This is a genomic window from Streptomyces sp. NPDC020965 (assembly GCF_044333555.1).
GTDB lineage: Bacteria > Actinomycetota > Actinomycetes > Streptomycetales > Streptomycetaceae > Streptomyces.
In genome coordinates, this window is the sequence record NZ_JBIRRE010000008.1 from 303,872 (window position 1) to 322,207 (window position 18,336).

The following is an 18,336-nucleotide window of genomic DNA, read 5'->3' on the forward strand; positions in this document are numbered from 1 at the left end:
TCTACCGCGCCTCCTGGTCGCTGTCCGGGACCCGTGCGGCCGGCATCGACGGCCGTTCCGTCCGCAACTGACCCGTCCCGTTCTGTCGGGCCAGCCGCTCCGTCCACACCTGGCCCGTTCCGTTCTGCCAGGCCGACCGCTCGTCCTGGCCGCTGCGCGTGATGTGCGGCCCGTCCCACAGCGTGCCGTCGGTCCGGTCCCGCGGATCGGGGTCGATCAGCACCACACCGATCACCGAAATGTGCTGGTCCGCGAGTTGCCGCGCCACGGTGTGCAGCCATGCGGCGCTGCCGTGCCCGGCACGGACGACGAGCACGGTCCGGCTGCCGAGGTACCGGAGGTCGGTCCACGCCGTGCCGGGCGCGACCGAGCCGACGCCGATCCGGCGCCCCTGGTGCGACTCGGCCGCGGGACGCTCGCCGCTGACCACGGTCGGGTCCCCCGGCTGTTGGCGGCTGTTGGTGAGCTCGGTTCCCGGCAGGCCGTCGATGACGACCACCGGTCCCTCCGCCGCCAGTGCCCTGGCGACATTCAGGGCTATCACGCTCGTGCCGCGGGCACAGCCCAGCTCCAGCAGTGATACCGGTTCCGCGGCGCCGCGCACGGTGCGGGTCAGGGTCGCGGTGAGCCGTTCGCGTGCCGCCCGGGTCCGTCGGGTCCCCCACCGTCCGGCCGACCGGCCGGGGGCGCGGCGCAGCTCCGCGATGACCGAGGCGCCGAGGTTCGCCGCGATCTCCCGGCGCAGCACGGGGCGGTCCGCCACCACCGTGCCGACCGCGGCCAGTGCGAGCCCGATGACGAGCCCGATGGCGAGCCCGATCGCCGCGTTGGTGGCGGCGGCCCTGGGCAGGGAGTGCCGCACGGCGCGCGGGGCGTCCACGATCTGCGTGCCGGCGATGACCTGGGGTGTTCCCGTGCGCGCCTCCGCGGCGCGTTGGTCGAAGTCGGCGATCCGTGCGATGAGCTCGGCCCGGCGGGCGAAGAGCGACTCGATGCTCGCCGACGCCTTCGGGTCACTGTCCTGCGGCCGGTCGCCGATCGCCTTGTTGACCTCGGCGAGCTCGTTCCGCATCCGGTCACGCTGGTCGAGCAAGACCTTGGCCTCGGCCTTCGCGGCCTCCCACATCCGGCTCACATGGTCCGCCACGAACGCGTCGGCCAGCGCCTTGGCCCGGGCCACCGCTTGCGCGTCGTTGTCGCCCGTCACCTCGATCTGTAGCAGGTTGTTGGTCAGGCCGGTACCCCGGTAGTCCTGCATGAAGTCTTCCGGCTTCTCCGGGGATTTGAGGGATTGCAGGGCCTTGCCGGCGATCCGCGTGGTCCCCAGCAGTGCGACGTCGGTGCGGATCAGCGTCCCGGTGTCGTTCGGCTGGTCCTCCTGATGCGCAACCAGCACCTTGGTCACCGCGGTCGGCGGCGGTGGCAGCAGGACTGCTACCGCGACGCCGGCCAGCAGCCCCAGGAGGGCCATGGCGGACCAGAGGCGGCGGCGTCTGCGCACCGCGACCACCAGCGACTGTAGGTCCAGCAGCGGAGCGGCTGCCGACGGCTCCGGAGTCGTGCTCGTCACCCTGACTCTCCCGTCGCGTGGCCGCGGACCGCGAGCGCCGGGGTGGCGTCATCCGGAGGATGGCCGGCGGGGCGCGCCGGACGGTCCCGGACCGCGCCGGCGACGACGATGCCGACGACGTCGTGCCCGCCGTCCGCACATGCCTCGGCGATGGAGGTGAGCTCGGGCGCGGTCCAACTGCCCGCGCTGAGCACGACCAGGGCTCCGGACTCGGTGTCGCTGTCCGGCACCATCGGCCGGGACATCGAGACCTCCACCACCCGCAGCACGGGGTTTCCCCCGCTCGAAGAGGTCGGGGAAGGATCGCTCCCGGCCTCGGCAACGAGCTGTGCGGCGGCCCCGGCGGCGATCGCGTCACCGGCCGGAACGACGACCAGCAGCGGCCCGGGGGCCGGCAGCCGGTCCCGGAGGCGAGCGCAGACCCGGCGGTAGCGGATCCGTCTGCTGGCCTCGTCCCCGGACGCCTGTGGGGTCGGTACGTCCCACCGGGTGTCGATCTCCAACAGCCGGCTGATCCGGGCCCGCGGGCCACGGCCTTCGGGCCGGTGCGCGCGCCGTTCAGCCGGCACGTCGACGGTGCCCAACAGCACCGAACCCAGCGCCCTGGCGATCTCCGGTTCGGTGCGCAGCCGCCGGTTCACCCGGGCGGCGGCGAGATGGCCGATGACCGCGAGCAGGACGGACAGCAGTGCCCCCGCGACGATGAGGTGCGTCCTCGTCGGCGGCGCCTCGCCGGTCGGTCGGGCCGCCGGCCCCATGACGACCATGCCTGCCTTACTGCTCGCCGATTCGGCCTGGTCCAGCTTCTTCATGGCCTCTTCCAGCGTGATGCGCAGCTTTTCGAGCGAAGTGCGGGCCTGCACGCTCTCCACGGTCCGCCCCGGATCGGCCGCATTGGCCAGGTCGGTGATGCGGCGGTTGGTCTGCACGACCTTCTGCCGCAGTGACTCGGGTCCCGTGGCCGCTTCGGGGTCGGCGCCGTCGCCCGCGATCCGCTGGGCGAAGGTGACGAGTTGCTGGGCCGCCCGGTCCGCGAGCTGTTGTGCGCGCACCGGGGTCTCGGCCGTACCGGAGATCTTGATGATGTTCCCGTCAGCGGCCTTGGCGCTCACTCGATCCCGCAGCTCGGCGCCGCTGACGCCGTTCCAGCGGAGTGTGGCGGCCACCCGGTCGACCACCGCCGAACTGGTGGCGATGTTCACCTGGGTCAGCAGCTCGCGCTCCTCCCACTGCCCCGGCAGCAGTACCGATGCCGACGCGGTGTAGCGCGGCGGGAACAGCACCGAGGTGCCGTAGCCGCCGAGCGCTCCCACCACGGCGATGACGGTGAGGAACCGCCAGCGCCGACGGAGGATCCGCCCGATGGTGGCCAGGCGTATCGTGTCCTCGCTCAACGGTGCGGCCTCTTCCGGATCCGGACCGGGTTGCCCGCCGCTACCGGAGCGTGGTCGCGGCAGGCGGCGGCATAGGCCGCGAGCAGCGATCGTTGGGAGTTCCGCCAGGAGAGCTGCCCGCTGATCCGCTCCTGGCCGATCTTGCCCATCCGGGCCCGCTTCTCCGGATCGTCCAACAGCAGCGCGATGAGCCGGGCGAATTCGGCCTCGTCGTTGGCGGGCGCGTAGACGGCGGCCTCGCCGGCGGAGACCCGTGCCTCCCGGAGGTCGAACGAGACGATCGGTCGGCCCATCGCCATGTACTCCAGGACCTTGTTCATGGTCGACACGTCGTTGAGCGGATTGTGCGGGTCGGGGGAGAGGCATACGTCCGCGGTGGACAGGTAGCGCACCAGGTCGGCGTCCGGAATGCGTCCGGTGAACTGCACCTGTTCGGAGAGCCCGAGCCGTTGGGACAGCTCCACCATCGCGTCGAAGGCATCGCCGGCGCCGACGAACACGGCGTGCCAGTCGGTCCGCCCGAGCTCGTCGCGCAGCTTCGCGAGGGCCCGCAGGGCGTAGTCGACGCCGTCTTGGGGACCCATGACACCGAGGTAGCAGAGCAGATGCGGCTTGCCGCGCTTCAGCTCCGGCTCCGGCGGTACGGGTTGGAACCGGTCGGTCTGGGGCGCGCTGCGCACCACGAAGACGTCCTCAGGCCGCCGGCCGCCACGGCGTACCGCGACGTCCCGGTAGCTCTCGTTGGTGGCGAGCACTATGTCCGCGGCCCGGTAGGTCCGCCGTTCCAGCGCGCACACAGCCCGGTAGAGCAGGTCTTCGCCGCGGTCGAACCGGGAGAGGTACAGCTCGGGTACCAGGTCGTGCTGGTCGAAGACGAACCGCGCGCCGCGCCGCTTCAGCCACAGCGCCGGCAGGTACAGCAGGTCCGGCGGGTTACAGGCGTGGACCACGTCGACCGGTCCGACCCTGCGGGCCAGCCGGGCCGTGTGCCACAGCGCGGCCCCGTACTCCCGCAGATAGCCGCTGGGCCCCCCGGTGGCCGCGCGCAACGGGTAGCGGTGGATCCGCACCCCGTCGATCTCCGCCTCCGCCTCGGTGTCCCGGGTACTTCCCCGGGGACAGATGACGTGCACCTCCCAGCCCGCGTCCCGCAGTGTCGTGCACTCCTGCCACACCCGCCGGTCGAACGGCACCGACAGGTTCTCCACCAGAATCAGCGCGCGCCGGCCCCGGCGCTCCTCGCTGGTCGTGTCATCGAACGATGTGTTACCAAGCAAGGCCCACGTACCCCGGTTCAGTTCGGCGCGTCTCGGCGTCGGGAAGGTGGATGAGGTCGATGAGCACCGGACCGTCACCATGGGGCAGCGCCGACAGGACGTCCGGATCCCTGGTCCCGACCAGGCAGACCTCGGCGTGTTCGAGTACCTCGTCGACGGAGTCCGCGAGCAGGTGCGCGAGGTGCGGCAGCCGGTTCTCGATGTATTCGCGGTTCGCGCCGAGCAGCCGGGAGAGGCTCACGTTGGCGTCGTAGATCCGCAGGTCGTACCCCTTGCCGTAGAGCCTCTCCGCCAGCTCGACGAGCGGGCTCTCGCGGAGGTCGTCGGTGCCGGGTTTGAAGGACAGTCCGAACAGGCCGGCCCGGCGTTTGCCGGTGCGCTCGACCAGCTCCACCGCACGCTGGAGATGTGCGGAGTTGGAGGGCAGCACATGGGACAGGATGGGCACCGAGACGTCGGCCCGCTGCGCCGCGTGGACCAGGCTGCGCAGGTCCTTGGGCAGGCAGGAGCCGCCGAAGGCGAAACCGGGCCGCAGGTAGGCGGAGCTGATGTTCAGCTTGCGGTCGGCCAGGAACACGTCGATCACCTGGTGCGAGTCCACCCCGAGCGCCTGGCACACCGCACCCAGTTCGTTCGCGAAACCGATCTTGAGGCCGTGGAACGCGTTGTCCGCGTATTTGATCGCCTCGGCCGTCGGGATCGGCACCCGGAACACCTCGCCGGGCAGGCCCTCGTACAGCGCCGCCACCGCGTCGCCGCTCGCCGGGTCGAGCTCGCCGATGACGGTCTTGGGCGGGTCGAAGAAGTCCTGCACGCTGGTGCCCTCGCGCAGGAACTCCGGGTTGACCGCGACCCCCAGCTCCACCCCGGCGATGCCGCCGACGTGCTTCTCCAAGATCGGTACCAGCAGGTTCAGACAGGTGCCCGGGAGCATGGTGCTACGGAACACGACGGTGTGCCGGCCGCCCCGCTCCGCCAGCACGGCACCGATCTGGTCGGTGACCCGCTCCAAGTACGTGGTGCACAGACTGCCGTTGGGCTCCGACGGCGTGCCCACGCAGACCAGCGACACCTCACTGCCCATGATCGCCTCGCGGACGTCGTCGGTGGCGCGTAACGCCCCGGTCCGCACGACCTCGGCGATGAGCTCGCCGATCCGCTCCTCGACCACCGGGGCCTTGCCGTCGTTGACCAGGTCGACCTTCACCTGGTTCACGTCCACACCGATGACCTCATGACCCATGCTGGCCAGGCACGCGGCCGACACACAGCCCACGTAGCCGAGCCCGAACACACTGATCCTCATGACCCGTCACTCCCCCCAGGCAGGCCCTCCCGGCCTGCAGTCGGCGCGCCGGCGGGAGCGTTGAACCGCAGCCCCCCGCGCATCAGTAGGCCCCCTGCCCGTAGACCACCGCACGCAGCGTCTTCCACAAGATCACTGTGTCCAGGGCGAGCGACCAGTCCTCCACGTACCGCAGGTCCAGCCGGACGGCCTCCTCCCACGGCAGGTCGCTGCGTCCACTGATCTGCCACAGCCCGGTGAGTCCGGGTTTGACCAGCAGCCGGCGCCGGATGTCCGGGCCGTACGCGGCGGACTCCTCCGGTAGCGGAGGCCGCGGACCGACGAGCGACATCGATCCGGTGAGTACGTTGAAAAGCTGCGGGAGCTCGTCGATCGAGTACCGGCGCAGCACTGCTCCCACCCGGGTCACCCGCGGATCCCGACGGAGCTTGAACAGCAGTCCGGCGCCCTCGTTGCGGGCGGCCAGCTCGGCACGCGCCCCGTCGGCCCCGGCGACCATGGTGCGGAATTTGAGAATGGTGAACTCGCGGCCGTCCTTGCCGACCCTGCGCTGGCGGTAGAAGGCCCCGCCCCGGCTCTCCGTCAGCACGAGCAGTGCGACGAGCACCATCAGGGGCGCGAAGAGAATCAGCAGCACCGCGGCGCCCAGCCGGTCGAAGACCGCTTTGACCGCGCGGTGGCCCCCGGTGAAGGTCGGCATGCTGACCCGCAGCAGCGGTATCCCGAGCACCGCGTCGACGTGTAGCCGCGGGCCGGCCACCTCCATCAGTACGGGGGCCACGACCATCTCGGCATCGCTGCCTTCGAGGTTCCAGGCCAGCCGTTGCAGCCGGTGCGGTGACCAGTGCGGGTCCGGTGTGACCGCGACGACACGGTAGCCGTCGCGACGGACGTGGTTGGCGACGTCGGTCAGTCGGCCGACGACCGGCACTCCGTCCAGGTGGTCACCGTCGAGCCCGAGACCGTCCGTCGTGCAGACCGCGTCCACCCGCCAGCCGAGGTGCGGGGACTTACGGGCCCGGGTGATCAGATCGCGTACGGTGGCCGGGCTCCCGGCGGCGAGCACCGGTCTCAGGCACCGCCCTTCCTTCCGCTCTCTGTGCAGCCAGAGGCGCAGCAGATACCGCGTGGTCATGGTGACGAGCGCGATCGCGGGGATCACGACGAAGATCCAGAGCTTGATGTTGCGCGAGGTGAAGGCGATCCCGCCGAGCGCCAGAACGACGGCCGCCGCGAAGAGGGAGCGTCCGAGCCGGCGGAATTCCTCGGCGCCCTGGCCGAGCACGGCCGGGGCCCACGAACGGCTCACCGCGAGCGCTCCCAGCACCAGCATCTCGGTGCCGAAGGCGAGAATTCCCCACTTCTCGTGCCAGTTGGCCGCGTCCCGGGCCCCGAAGAAGTTACCGATCGCCGCCACCACGAAGGCCGTGGCCACGGTATCGCTGACGATCACGGTACGGCGGTACCGCCGCTCCCAATCGGTCGCGGGCTGGTTGATTGCCCCGTCCGCCAGACGCCCGCGCGCCGACGGAAACGGGTTGATTAATCCCCCCTGATGCACAGAACCCCCCAGGTCTGCAGTGGTTCAACGTGTTCGCCTAACACTGGTACTCCCCCCGGGAGGCCCCCGCCTCCCGTGCCGCGCTGTTCCTCCCCGTGGGAGGCCCCCGCCCCCCGCGCATGACATCCCGGCTGTTTCAGTGCCGTTTAAACAAACCGCCCTGACGGCCGGGGACTCGTATGCCCTGCCGGGCTCTCAAGGCGTGCGGGAACCCGTCGAAACCTCGGGCGATCCCCACGCCCAAGGCCCCTCTCGGGTCCAAGAATTGATCACCCCACGGCCGGCGCCGGGGATGCGACTAGTGCCTGTCCGTAGCGCCGGACCTGAAGATCATTACCGGTCGCGTCACGTCCGAACAGTTGAAGCACGGTCAATCTAGAGCATCGGAGCCGGTATGAAGAGAGGATGTGTGGAATTTGTGCTCAGCTTTGCTAGCGGATCCTCCGCCCGGCGTCAGGACACGGGCACCTCGGTGACGAGGACATGCCTGGTGACCTGTGATGATAGGGGTTCTCTGGGCTGCCAACACCGGTCAACCGCGAGCTTCCCGGAATGGCCAACCGGGCCACTTCCAGCCCCGCGGACACCTCCAGCGGAACCTTCGGGGCGGAGTGTTTCGAACATCAGTCGGACCCGGGCGCCGCCGTGACGGTGGCGGTCGCGGGCCGGCGCCCGCTTCGGCAACTCGCGCGCCCCGGAGGCGACTTCACCCCGGTACCGGCCGGCGCGCCACGGCGGCCCATCGGGCCCGGGAGCCCGCGACCACTCCCGACCCCTCCACAGGGGATCGCCCCGCAAGGGCGACTCGCGAAATCAGCCACCGGCTGCACATGGCCCGCTCGCGCGGGGGTCCTCGGAATTGCTTCCGACCGGGCGCGCACATCGGCGGGAAATCCCGGCCGCCAACTCCATAAGGTCAGACCATGGCCGGAATACGAGAATCTGACCGAACAGGATGTACACGGCATCGACAGCCGCGATACTCGTATCGATGACGGCCGGCGACGCCGGACCATGGCCGAGTGGCGACCCTCAGAGGAGGAGTGGCCGGCACTCCCCACCGGCATCCGAGGTTGAATTCCGGGCGCAGGACGAGAGATGTTCCGACCAAGGCAGAATCCTCACGGGGAGCGAAGTCATACACGGCGGGCGCCGCTACGATTCCATGGCCGGAAATGGGTGTCGAAATCGCTCACATCACCGTCGTACCCTCGGCATACCCAGCCCGATCCACGAGATGATCTCGCGCTGGATCTCATTGTTTCCACCGCCGAAAGTGAAGATCACGGCGGAGCGGTAGCCGCGCTCCAGTTCGCCGTGGAGTACGGCGCCCGCCGAGCCCTCCTTGAGCGGTCCGGCCGCGCCGACGACCTCCATCAGCCAGGCGTAGGCGTCCCGACGGGCCTCGGAGCCGTAGACCTTGACGGCGGAGGCGTCCTGGGGGGTCAGCGTGCCTTCCTGGACAGCGTCGATCATCCTCCAGTTGAGCAGCTTCATCGCGTCGAGCCGGGTGTGGGTCCGGGCGAGTCGGCCGCGCACCCAGCCGAGATCGATCACACGGCGCCCGTCGGCGAGTTGGGTGTCGGCGGCCCAGTTCCGCACGTCGCGCAGGGCGCGGATGGCCATGGTCCCGTGGGCTGCGAGGGTGACGCGCTCGTGGTTGAGCTGATGGGTGATCAGCCGCCAGCCCTTGTTCTCGGCGCCGACCCGGCGGGAGGCGGGGACGCGGATGTTCTCGTAGTAGCTGGCAGTGGTGTCGTGCGAGGCGAGGGTGTTGATGAGGGTGCAGGAGTAGCCGGGGTCGGAGGTCGGCACCAGCAGCATGGTGATGCCCCGGTGGGGTGGCGCGTCGGGGTCGGTGCGCACCGCGAGCCAGACCCAGTCGGCGGTGTCGCCGTTGGTGGTCCAGATCTTCTGTCCGTTGACGGTGTAGTGGCCGGTCTCCTCGTCCCCCTCGCGTACGGCGCGGGTCCGGAGGGCGGCGAGGTCGGTCCCGGCGTCGGGCTCGCTGTAGCCGATGGCGAAGTCGATCTCGCCCGCGAGGATCTTCGGCAGGAAGTAGCCCTTCTGTTCCGCCGTGCCGAACCGCATGATCGTCGGACCGACGGTGTTGAGGGCCATCAGCGGCAGCGGTATCCCGGCCTGGGCGGCCTCGTCGAAGAAGATGAACTGTTCCATGGGGCTGAGCCCGCGACCGCCGTACTCGGTGGGCCAGCCGACGCCGAGCCGGCCGTCGGCACCGAGGCGGCGGATCGTCTCGCGGTAGAAGCGCTTCTGCTCGGCCGGGTCGGCGTGGCGGGCGTAACCGTTCTCGGGCACGAGTGCGGCGAAATAGGCGCGCAGTTCGGCGCGCGACCGCTGTTGCTCAGGCGTGTATGCGAGGTGCACGGCCCCTCCAGGGTCTCGCGGCCCGTCCCGGGCGCGGCGCACACGGTAGAACGTGTTGCATAAATCTGGAAGGGCCAGGAGCGGATCCGGGCACCCGGACGTACCGAGCGGCACGCACCCGGGCAGCCCCCGCCCGCCCGGCGGCGACGAGGCGACTCGGCAGCCGCTCCCCCGCGGCGGCAGTTCCCGCAGGCGGGGCACTTCCCCGCGCCGGCAACTCCCGGGTGCCGGCCGCCTTCCCACCCCGGCCGCCTCATCACGCCGGCGACCGGTGCGCGAGGATGGGCGCGGAAGATCCACCACCGGAAGGAACCGCCGATGGCCCCCGACGCGTCCGACTCCGTCCTGCTGCGTACCGAGGGCCGCGCGGGGTATCTCACCCTCAACCGCCCCAGGGCCCTCAACGCGCTCACCCACCCCATGGTCCGCGCCATCGACGCGGCGCTCACCGCCTGGGAACGGGACGAGTCGGTCGAGGTCGTCGTGGTCACCGGAGCCGGTGAGCGCGGACTGTGTGCGGGCGGCGACATCCGCGCCATCCACGCGGACGCCGTGGCGGGCGGCGTCGCATCGCCGGACTTCTGGCGGGACGAGTACCGGCTCAACGCCCGGATCGCCCGCCTCACCACCCCGTACCTCGCCGTGATGGACGGCATCGTGATGGGCGGCGGTGTCGGGATCTCGGCCCACGGAAGCGTACGGATCGTCACCGAGCGGTCAGCCGTGGCGATGCCCGAGACGGGCATCGGGTTCGTGCCGGACGTCGGCGGTACGTATCTGCTGTCTCGCGCGCCGGGCGAACTGGGCACCCATCTCGCGCTCACGGGACGGGCGGTGGGCGCGGCCGACGCCGTGCTCTGCGGCCTGGCCGACCATTTCGTCCCCGCGGGGCGACTGCCGGAACTGATCTCGGCGCTGGCCCGTACGGAACTCCCCGACGTGCTGCGGCTGTTCACCCAGGCACCCCCGGAGGGCGAACTCGCCGGTCACCGGAGCTGGATCGACGCATGTTACGCGGACGACTCGGTGGAACGGATCGTGGACCGGCTGTCCGCACACGGCGATCCGGCCGCGAAGGAGGCCGCCGAGACGATCCTCACCCGGTCGCCGACCTCGCTCAAGGTGACCCTCGCCGCGCTGCGCCGGGCCCGCGACATCGGCGCGCTGGAGCCGGTGCTCGATCAGGAGTACCGGGTGTCGTGCGCCGCGTTCTCCTCCCCTGACCTGATCGAGGGGGTACGGGCGCAGGTCATCGACAAGGACCGCAGGCCGCGCTGGTCCCCCGCCGAACTGTCCGGGGTGACCGACGCGGACGTGGCCCGGTTCTTCGCGCCCCTCGGCGACCGTGAGCTGGGCCTGAGCGGCCGACCGACCGCCTGATCCGCCTGACCGCCTGACCGCCTGACCGGATGGCGCTGGATGAGCCACTGACCGGCCGACCGGACACGCCCTAGCCGAGGGGTCGCAGCAGCAACAGCGCGGTGTCATCGCCGCGTTGCCCCGGCGAATCGGGTACGCCGGGTACACCGGGTACGCCACGTACGCCGGGTTCTCCCACCAGGGTGTCCGCCAGCGCTTCCAGCGGGCCGTCGCCCGCACGGGCGAGCCGGTCGGCCAGCGCGGCCTGTCCCTCGTCGATGTCGGCGCCGGGCCGCTCGATCAGCCCGTCGGTGTAGAGGACGAGTACGGACCCGGGGCGCAGCGGCACCGACGTGGTCGGATAGGCCGTCGCCCGGTCCACCCCGAGCAGGGCCCCGCCGGGCACCTCCAGCACATGGACCCGGCCGTCGGGGTCGCGCAGCAGCGGCTGGGGGTGTCCGGCGCGGGCGATGAACGCGCGGTGCGCGGCGAGATCGAGATGGAGATAGGCGCAACTGGCCAGCAGCTCGGCGTCGAGATCGATCAGCAGCCGGTTGGTCCGCTCCATGACCTGGCCGGGTGACTGGCCGACGGCCGTGAAGGCCCGTACGGCGGTGCGGACCTGGCCCATCAACCCGGCGGCCGCGGCATTGTGACCCTGTACGTCGCCGATGACGGCGGCGGCGGTGGGACCGGTGCGGATCAGGTCGTAGAAGTCGCCGCCGATGTCCATGCCCTGGGTGCCCGGCAGATAGCGGGCGGCCACCTCCAGGCCCTCCAGCGCGGGGAGGCTGTGCGGCAGCAGCGCGGACTGGAGCCCCTGGGCGAGCCGGAGTTTGGTGTCGTACAGCCTGGCCCGTTCCAGTGCCTGCGCGATGAGACCGCCGAGACTGGTGAGCACGGCGCGTTCGTCGGTGGAGAACCGGTGCTCGCTCTGGTAGCCGAGGACGCAGGTGCCGACCGGGCGTCCGGAGGCGATCAGCGGGAGATAGGCCCAGGCCGACATCCCGTCCGGGGTGGTGAACCGCGCCGGGTAGACGCGCTCCAGTTCCTGCCGCGAGGAGAAGAACGAGGGGACGCCGGTGCCCAGGGCCTGGGCGCCGGGGATCTGTGCGGTCAGGGGCGTGCCGTCGAACCGCGCCACGATCTGCGGGTCGGCGTAGCCGCGCTGGCCCAGGACCCGCAGCCGGCCGTTCTCGGGTGCCAGCACCACCAGGGCACTGCTCCCGAGTGCGGGCATGATCTCGTCCGCCACCCGTTCGACCACGTCGGAGACGGTGACGGCCTCGGTCAGCGCGCTCGCCAGCTTGAGGATGTGGGAGATGGTGACCAGCCGGGCGGGCCGGCGCGGCGGCAGTTCGTCCGACGATCCCTCGGGGCCGGCGTCGCGGGCGGGGGCGATATGGACGCTCAGGCCGCTCCGACCGGGGTGGAGTCGGAAGGTGAGCCACTCCCGGGGCGGCCGGAGCACGGTGAACGAGGTGGGGCGCTGGCTCATCATCGCCGCGCGGTAGCGCTCCTCGTGGACGGGGTCGCCCAGCCAGGGGAGCGCGGTCCAGAGGCGGCTGCCGGTGAGCCGGGAGACGGGGATGCCGAGGAGTTCCCCCGAGGCGGGGTTGGCGTAGCTGACGCGCCCGTTCAGATCGAGGGCGCAGAGCCCCTGCGGCAGCCGGGCGAGCATCCGTACGGCCTCGATCGCACCGACCGAGCGGGCCATCGCGTCGGGGCCCGCGAAGTACGTCTCGGGGACGATCGGATGTCCCTCGTCGGCGGCGTGCCGGAGCCGGCCGGCCAGTCGGTCGCAGGCCGCGGTGAGATGAGCGCGTTCGGCCTCGGACAGCTCGGGCGGATGGCTGCCGGGCCAGGTGACGTAGACGGCGCCGTACACGGTGTCCCCGGCGATGACGGGCACGGCGGCCAGACAGTAGGGATAGGGCAGGACGATCGCGATCCCGGGGTAGCGGTGGGCCATCTCCTCATCGCCGGAGACCCAGACCACCCCCCGTTCGCGGACCGCGTCGGCGACCGGGGCGCGCGAGGTGAGCGGGATGCGTTCCCAGGGCTCGGAGAAGGAGCGGGGCAGCCCGCCCTTGACGGCCATCTCCAGCGCGTCCCCGCCGGTGTGGTCACCGGGGGTGAGCAGGTACACGGCCCCGGACTGGGCCTGCACGCCCTCCATGATCTCGGCCAGGGCGACGGACAGCAGGGGCTCGGAGCCCTCGTCCCCGCCGCCCGGCGCTGCCGCTCGGGAGGCCCGCGGCCCGGTCAAGCTGTCCACCTCCTCAGCAGCGCTCCTGACCAAGGCTGCCCGGTGCCGGTGGTTCTCGCACGGCGAGGGCCGGGGTGCCCCGGTGGGTCCGAGGCCATGGGCACCGCCGCACCTCGTGGTGCGAAAGCGCTGGTCGGGGGCCCGGTGCCGGCCCAAGACCCGACTGCTACCTTCCGGGACATGAGTGACAGCGTGTATGTGGGCCGTGCGGGCCGGGACGCGGCATTGGACCGGGGGTGGCTGCTCGGCCATTTCAAGGACGCCGCCGACCCCCGCCACAGCGAGGCCGTCGAGATCAAGTGGGGCGTCCACCGGCCGGGCGAGGAGCGGGCCCAGTGGGTGACCGGCGAGGAGCGCACCGCGCTGCTGGTCCTGATCAGCGGTCGCTTCCAGGTGCGGCTCCCCGGGCGCACCGTTCTCCTGGCCGAGCAGGGCGACTACGTCGTCTGGGGCCGCGGTGTCGACCACTCCTGGTACGCGGAGGAGGAGTCCGTGGTGCTGACGGTCCGGTGGCCGTCCGTACCCGGCCACCAGGTGGACGACGGCGGCTCGGCACAGCCCGTCTGACGCCGGTTCCGACACGGGCCGGGGGCACCCGCAGCTCCCCGCCGTCACGGCCACCCTGGCGTCATCGCGCGTGGACCGGCGCCCGGCCCGTGGAGTACGGGACGGCGGAGTACGGCGGTCCCGGCGCGGCCGGTCGGCGCACCTCCGCGCCCGGCACCCGTACCTCCGCCCGCCGGACCACGCCGTGCACCGCCACCTCCAGGGTCACCGTCCCCGGCCGGAGCGCCGTCAGGAGACCGGTCCGCGGGTCGAAGGCCGCCGTGTGGCCGGGGCCGGCGGTGGACGGCGGACCGATGTGGAGGGGGGCGGAGCCCGTCCAGTCCACGCTCACCGGGTGGGCGGCGGGAACCTCCCGTACCCCCTGGGTGATGGTCGCCCGGACCTCCGCGCTCCCGCCGGGGCGCAATTCGCCGGGCGCGGCCAGCGTGAGGGCGTCGGTGTGCGGGCGGGTCTGGACGGAGAGCCAGTCGGGCCGGAGGTCCCAGGGCCGCTGGCGGGTGGCCCGGCGCTCCGCATCGGTCACCTGGTCGACGCCGACGAGCGACCAGCCGGTGAAGCCGCCGTCGGCCGCGGGGCCGGCCGGCGTCTTCCCCGCGTTGCCGTTGATCAGCTGGGGTACCCCGTCCACCCGGCCCGCGTGGAAGACACCCACATGGCTGCCGATGAGGGCCGCGCCCTTCCCCGTCGTACGCCGGAAGTCGGCCAGCCACCGTTCGATCAGCGCGGCCTCCTTGCGGTCCCCGAGCTGACTGCCCTTCTGTACGGTCGGATCGCGCGGCGGCACGTGCGCGACCAGGACGACCGAGCCGATCCCCGGGGCGTCCGCCGCCTCCGCCAGCCCGGCCCGCAGATTCCTGATCTGGTCGAAGCCACCGCCGCGCAGGGTGAGCCGGGAGGTGTCCAGGGTCAGGAAGCGGGTGCCGCGATGGTCGAAGGTCCGGTGCGCGGGACCGAACTCGGCGGTGAAGTTCTCGATCCGGCCGCCCATCACCTCATGGTTGCCGGGCACGTAGTACCAGGGCAGTTGGTCACCGAGTTCCTCGGTCAGCACCCGGCGCGCGAAGGCCAGGTCCGCGGGTGATCCCTCGTCCACGAGATCCCCGTTGACGATGAGGAAGTCGGGCCGGGCGGCCCTGATCTCGCGGAGGGTGCGGCGCGCCTGCCGGACGATCGCGCTGTCGGGGTCCCGGGCGACGAACTGCGCGTCCGACATGACGGCGAACCGCCACTCGCGGCCCGCCGTGCCGGCCGCGGTGTCGATCAACGGTTCGGCGGTGCGCGGCTGTTCGGGGAGTTCGACGTCGGGCGGCACCTGTGCGGCGAGGCCGTCGATCACGATCCGGCCGGTGTACTGTCTGGCCGCCGCCGTCTCGGCGAGATAGAAGCGGTGGACCGACAGCGGCAGCGCGCCCCCCGGTGGCACGGCGAAGGTCACCCGCCGCCAGCCGGTCCAGGTGAGGTAGGGCCCCCGCAGCAGTTGGTCCGTGCCTGCCGCGTCCTTGAGGTGGAGGGTCGGCCAGGCGCCGTTGCCGTCACCGTTGATCCAGAGGGTGAAGGACTGGGGCGAGCCGGGCACGGTGATCCGGCCCGGGGGGTTGGCGTAGGCGGCGCGGGTCGCCGTCGACCGTGTGAAGTCGTACGTCAGGTCGAGTCCGGTGCCGCTGCGCCCGGCGGGCGTCGCCCAGACCGATCCGTCCGCGCGCGCCTGGCTGAAGGTCCATGTGGCGGCGTCGTCGAAGTCGGTGACCCGTTGTTCGGTGAGGCCGACTCCGACGGCGAGTGCGGTGGTGACACCACCGGCGGTCGCGGTGATCCGCCCGGCGCCGGTGCCCGTGCGGGAGGTGACGGTGAAGGAGCCCGCGCCGTCGCCCTTGACGTCGAAGAGCGCACGGTCGTAGGAGAGGTGGACATCGGCGGGTTCGATCGGCGCGCTGTTGCCCCCCGCGTCGAGGCCGAGGACGCCGAAGGAGCCGGTGGCGTCCGCGTCGGCGAGTCCGATGCGGCGGGTGGTGGGTTCGATCCGGGTGAGGGCGCCCAGCACGGTCAGCGCGATCCCGCCCCCGGCCGGCCCGCGTTCGGCGCGGACCGTCGTCGTACCGCTCCGCGCGGCGCGGAACACCCCGCCGGGGGCGACCCGGCCCACCGACGGCCGCAGGGACCGCCAGCGCGGGCTCCCCACGGCGGGGCCGTATGTCTCGTCGTGGCCGGCCGCGGTGAGCCTGCGGGTGAGCCCGGGGAACACCCGCTCCGGGTGGCCGCCCCTGACCGGGTCGGCGGTGGGCGCGTTCGCGGGCGGGGTACGGGTCGCCACCCAGTAGCCGCGGAGCCGGCCGCTGCCGTCCGGCGCGGTGAGCGCGAGTCCGTTGGGGACGGTGCGCTCGCTGCCGTCGGACGGGCTGTTCTCCACCTGGAGGGTGTCGCTCCCGGGTTCACGTGCGACGAGGGTGGAGGAGCCGCCGCCGTCGAGGTTGAGGGCGTTGTACGCGCCCGCCGCGCTCATCATCAGACCGAGTTCGGTGAGGGTGACCCCGCCGCTGTCGGCCTGCCGTCCGTCGACGGTGAGGACCCGCATGGTACGGCCGTCCCGGGAGAATCCGACGGCGGTGCGGGGCGCGGCGGTGTTGTTGGCCTGGCCGTCGTGGTTCTGCGGTACGCCGTCGACGACGAGGAGTTCCCGACCGCCGACCGCGGTGCGCGGCACGGGACCGCCGTCGGTGCGCGGGCGGTACGCGAGGGAGACCGGGTCACCGGGGCTCAGGGCGGCGAGCCGGTCGGCCCCGGCCTCGCGTCCGACCAGCACGGTGGTGCCGGGGTCGATGGGGCCGGTGCCGGGGCGGGTGGTGACGGAGACGATCCGGCCGTCCCGTACGGCCGCTTCGGCGACGGGCGTCGCCGCGTCGACGGTCAGGGCGCGGTCGGCGTCGCCCCAGGCCGCGGTGTAGGCGCCGATCCCGCCCACGGGCACGTTGGCCGCGTTGTACGCGGTGAGGGGGTGCGGCCCCGACGGCAGGGTCAGCGTGCCGTCGAAGTAGAGCCGGAGTACGCGTCCGGCGCCCTCCGGCCCGATGCCGACGGCCCGGTGGGCGCCGTCGGCCGGGGAGTGGGTGGGGGCGCCGCGTGCGATGCCGGGGCCCTGGGGCGCCCCGGTCTGGTTGATGTCGAAGAAGTCCGCGTTGATCGCGGCGACGGTGCGCCGGCCGCGCCCCGGGTCATGGCGGGCGGCGAGCCGGGAGACGGTGTCCCGGCCGGTGACCTTTCCGGTGGAGAGGTAGTCGGCCCCCACCCCGCTGTCGTGGAGGTCGACGGACAGGGTGTCGACGCGCAGCCATTTATCGGATGCGAGCCGGTCGTACGAGGTGAGTCGGATCCCCGGGGCGATCGGCCGGCCGGCGCGCGCGGTCTCGATGCCGTCGCCGTCGGCCGTGGGCCGGGCGTCGCCGGCGGGGGCGCTCGCCGGTGGCGGGGCGACGGGGCGCAGCACTTCGGCGGCGTTGCCGGGGCGGGGGTCGGGGGTGGAGTCCGCGGCGACCGGGGAGAGCGCTCCCATCACCAGCGCGGACACGGTCGCGAAGAGTACGGCGATCCGCCGGGTCCGGCCCGGTCCACCGAACCCTCCGGAACCACCTAACGCGCTGAACGGGCTGAACCCACCGGTGCTGCCGAACCATCTGGTCTCGCCGGTCCGACCGGCTCCGCCTGGGCCCACGACTACTCCTGGATCACGGCTGGTCGAGCACATGGCACGCGCTGTCCGGGTCAGCATCGCGGGCCTCGCCCCGGCGCACCAGGGGGCGCGCGAACACTGATGGGAACAGGCCCTCCCGGGGGCGGTCCCCGTTCGCGCTCTGCGGGCGGCCTTGCGTCATTGGCAGGCGGCTGGGGGCCGCCGTGCGGGCGGCCCCGAGCCGGCCCGGGCGGACGCGGGTGCGGCGGGTCTCAGCGCCCGGTGCCACCGCCGCCCGAACCAGTTGGCCCAGCCGACCCACCCGACCCACCCGAACCATCCGGATCACCCGGCTTGTCGGCGGAGCCGTTGTCGAAACCGGCCGCGCTCTCGGCGTCGGCTTCGGCTTCGGCGTCGAAACCGGCCGCCGTGTCGTGGTCGTCGTGCGGAGCGGCGTCGTCGGCGTACCGGATACGGGCCCACAGCGGTAGGACGAACCAGCACAGCACGAACCAGAGGAACATGCCGGCGACGAGCCAGAGGGCGACCGACTTGTGGAGCGCCACCCGCAGGATGAGCAGCAGGGCGGAGGCCATCGTGCAGAGGAGGAGGACGAGGCCGACGACGGTGAGCCGGGAGGCCCAGCCGACCGTCTGCGGTTTGAGGCGCCGGCCGGTGAGCATCCGGTGGAACGACACCGGTCCGATGAGGGCGCCGGTCGTGGCGGCGCCGAGCATCACCGTCACCAGATAGATGTTCCGGTCGATGTCGGACAGGGTGGTGAAACGCGGCTGGAAGACCACGGCCAGCAGGAATCCGAAGAGGATCTGCACCCCGGTCTGGGCCACCCGCAATTCCTGGAGCAGATCGGTCCAGCGTCTGTCGGCCCGCTCCTCCTCGGTCTCCTGTCGACCTCGGCGGCGGCCGTTCTCATTCCGCGTCACCGGGACACCTCCCCTTCGTTCGTACACTGGTAACGAA

At 72.1% G+C, this 18,336-nt stretch carries 10 protein-coding genes and 1 pseudogene; 2 read left to right on the plus strand and 9 right to left on the minus strand.

The genetic code is table 11. From position 1 onward, the window contains the following. Window position 1: 1 nt before the first annotated feature. From ACH4S7_RS24450 to ACH4S7_RS24475, 6 genes are all read right to left on the minus strand, one after another. Window positions 2-1,570, minus strand: a complete 1,569-nt coding sequence (locus ACH4S7_RS24450; RefSeq protein WP_398523390.1) for a Wzz/FepE/Etk N-terminal domain-containing protein — start codon at window positions 1,568-1,570, stop codon at window positions 2-4. Continuing rightward, window positions 1,567-2,964 carry a Wzz/FepE/Etk N-terminal domain-containing protein gene (locus tag ACH4S7_RS24455; RefSeq protein ID WP_398523391.1) on the minus strand — a complete coding sequence of 466 codons (1,398 nt, stop codon included), beginning with the start codon at window positions 2,962-2,964 and terminating at the stop codon, window positions 1,567-1,569. Before ACH4S7_RS24455 ends, ACH4S7_RS24450 begins: the two co-directional genes overlap by 4 nt. Beyond that, window positions 2,961-4,241 carry a glycosyltransferase family 4 protein gene (locus ACH4S7_RS24460; RefSeq protein WP_398523392.1) on the minus strand — a complete coding sequence of 427 codons (1,281 nt, stop codon included), beginning with the start codon at window positions 4,239-4,241 and terminating at the stop codon, window positions 2,961-2,963. Before ACH4S7_RS24460 ends, ACH4S7_RS24455 begins: the two co-directional genes overlap by 4 nt. Beyond that, a complete protein-coding gene (locus ACH4S7_RS24465) occupies window positions 4,231-5,547 on the minus strand; it encodes a nucleotide sugar dehydrogenase (protein ID WP_398523393.1) in 1,317 nt (438 codons plus the stop codon). Before ACH4S7_RS24465 ends, ACH4S7_RS24460 begins: the two co-directional genes overlap by 11 nt. Window positions 5,548-5,629: 82 nt before the next feature. After that, entirely contained in the window at window positions 5,630-7,108 is a 1,479-nt protein-coding gene (locus tag ACH4S7_RS24470; RefSeq protein ID WP_398523394.1) for a sugar transferase, read from the minus strand. A gap of 1,197 nt (window positions 7,109-8,305) precedes the next feature. Beyond that, the gene (locus ACH4S7_RS24475) at window positions 8,306-9,496 is read right to left on the minus strand and encodes an acyl-CoA dehydrogenase family protein (RefSeq protein WP_398523395.1); all 1,191 of its coding nucleotides are present in this window, start codon (window positions 9,494-9,496) and stop codon (window positions 8,306-8,308) included. A gap of 318 nt (window positions 9,497-9,814) precedes the next feature. On the opposite strand from ACH4S7_RS24475, the gene ACH4S7_RS24480 reads away from it, so the two are divergent. After that, complete coding sequence (locus tag ACH4S7_RS24480) at window positions 9,815-10,876, plus strand: enoyl-CoA hydratase/isomerase family protein (RefSeq protein WP_398523396.1); 1,062 nt, start codon at window positions 9,815-9,817, stop codon at window positions 10,874-10,876. Between the two features lie 70 nt (window positions 10,877-10,946). Here ACH4S7_RS24480 and ACH4S7_RS24485 read toward each other — a convergent pair whose 3' ends face one another. Continuing rightward, window positions 10,947-13,124 (minus strand): SpoIIE family protein phosphatase, encoded by a 2,178-nt coding sequence (locus ACH4S7_RS24485; protein WP_398523397.1) that lies wholly within the window; start codon window positions 13,122-13,124, stop codon window positions 10,947-10,949. A gap of 180 nt (window positions 13,125-13,304) precedes the next feature. Between ACH4S7_RS24485 and ACH4S7_RS24490 the strand changes: the two genes are divergently transcribed. Continuing rightward, window positions 13,305-13,691 carry a signal peptidase I gene (locus tag ACH4S7_RS24490; protein WP_398523398.1) on the plus strand — a complete coding sequence of 129 codons (387 nt, stop codon included), beginning with the start codon at window positions 13,305-13,307 and terminating at the stop codon, window positions 13,689-13,691. Between the two features lie 61 nt (window positions 13,692-13,752). On the opposite strand, the gene ACH4S7_RS24495 is transcribed toward ACH4S7_RS24490, so the two are convergent. Both ACH4S7_RS24495 and ACH4S7_RS24500 read right to left on the minus strand, forming a co-directional pair. Beyond that, window positions 13,753-17,238 carry a phosphodiester glycosidase family protein gene (locus ACH4S7_RS24495; protein WP_398523550.1) on the minus strand — a complete coding sequence of 1,162 codons (3,486 nt, stop codon included), beginning with the start codon at window positions 17,236-17,238 and terminating at the stop codon, window positions 13,753-13,755. A 583-nt stretch (window positions 17,239-17,821) separates the two neighbouring features. Next, window positions 17,822-18,299: pseudogene (locus ACH4S7_RS24500) on the minus strand (DUF6328 family protein); the annotation flags it as partial. Between the last annotated feature and the right edge of the window lie 37 nt (window positions 18,300-18,336).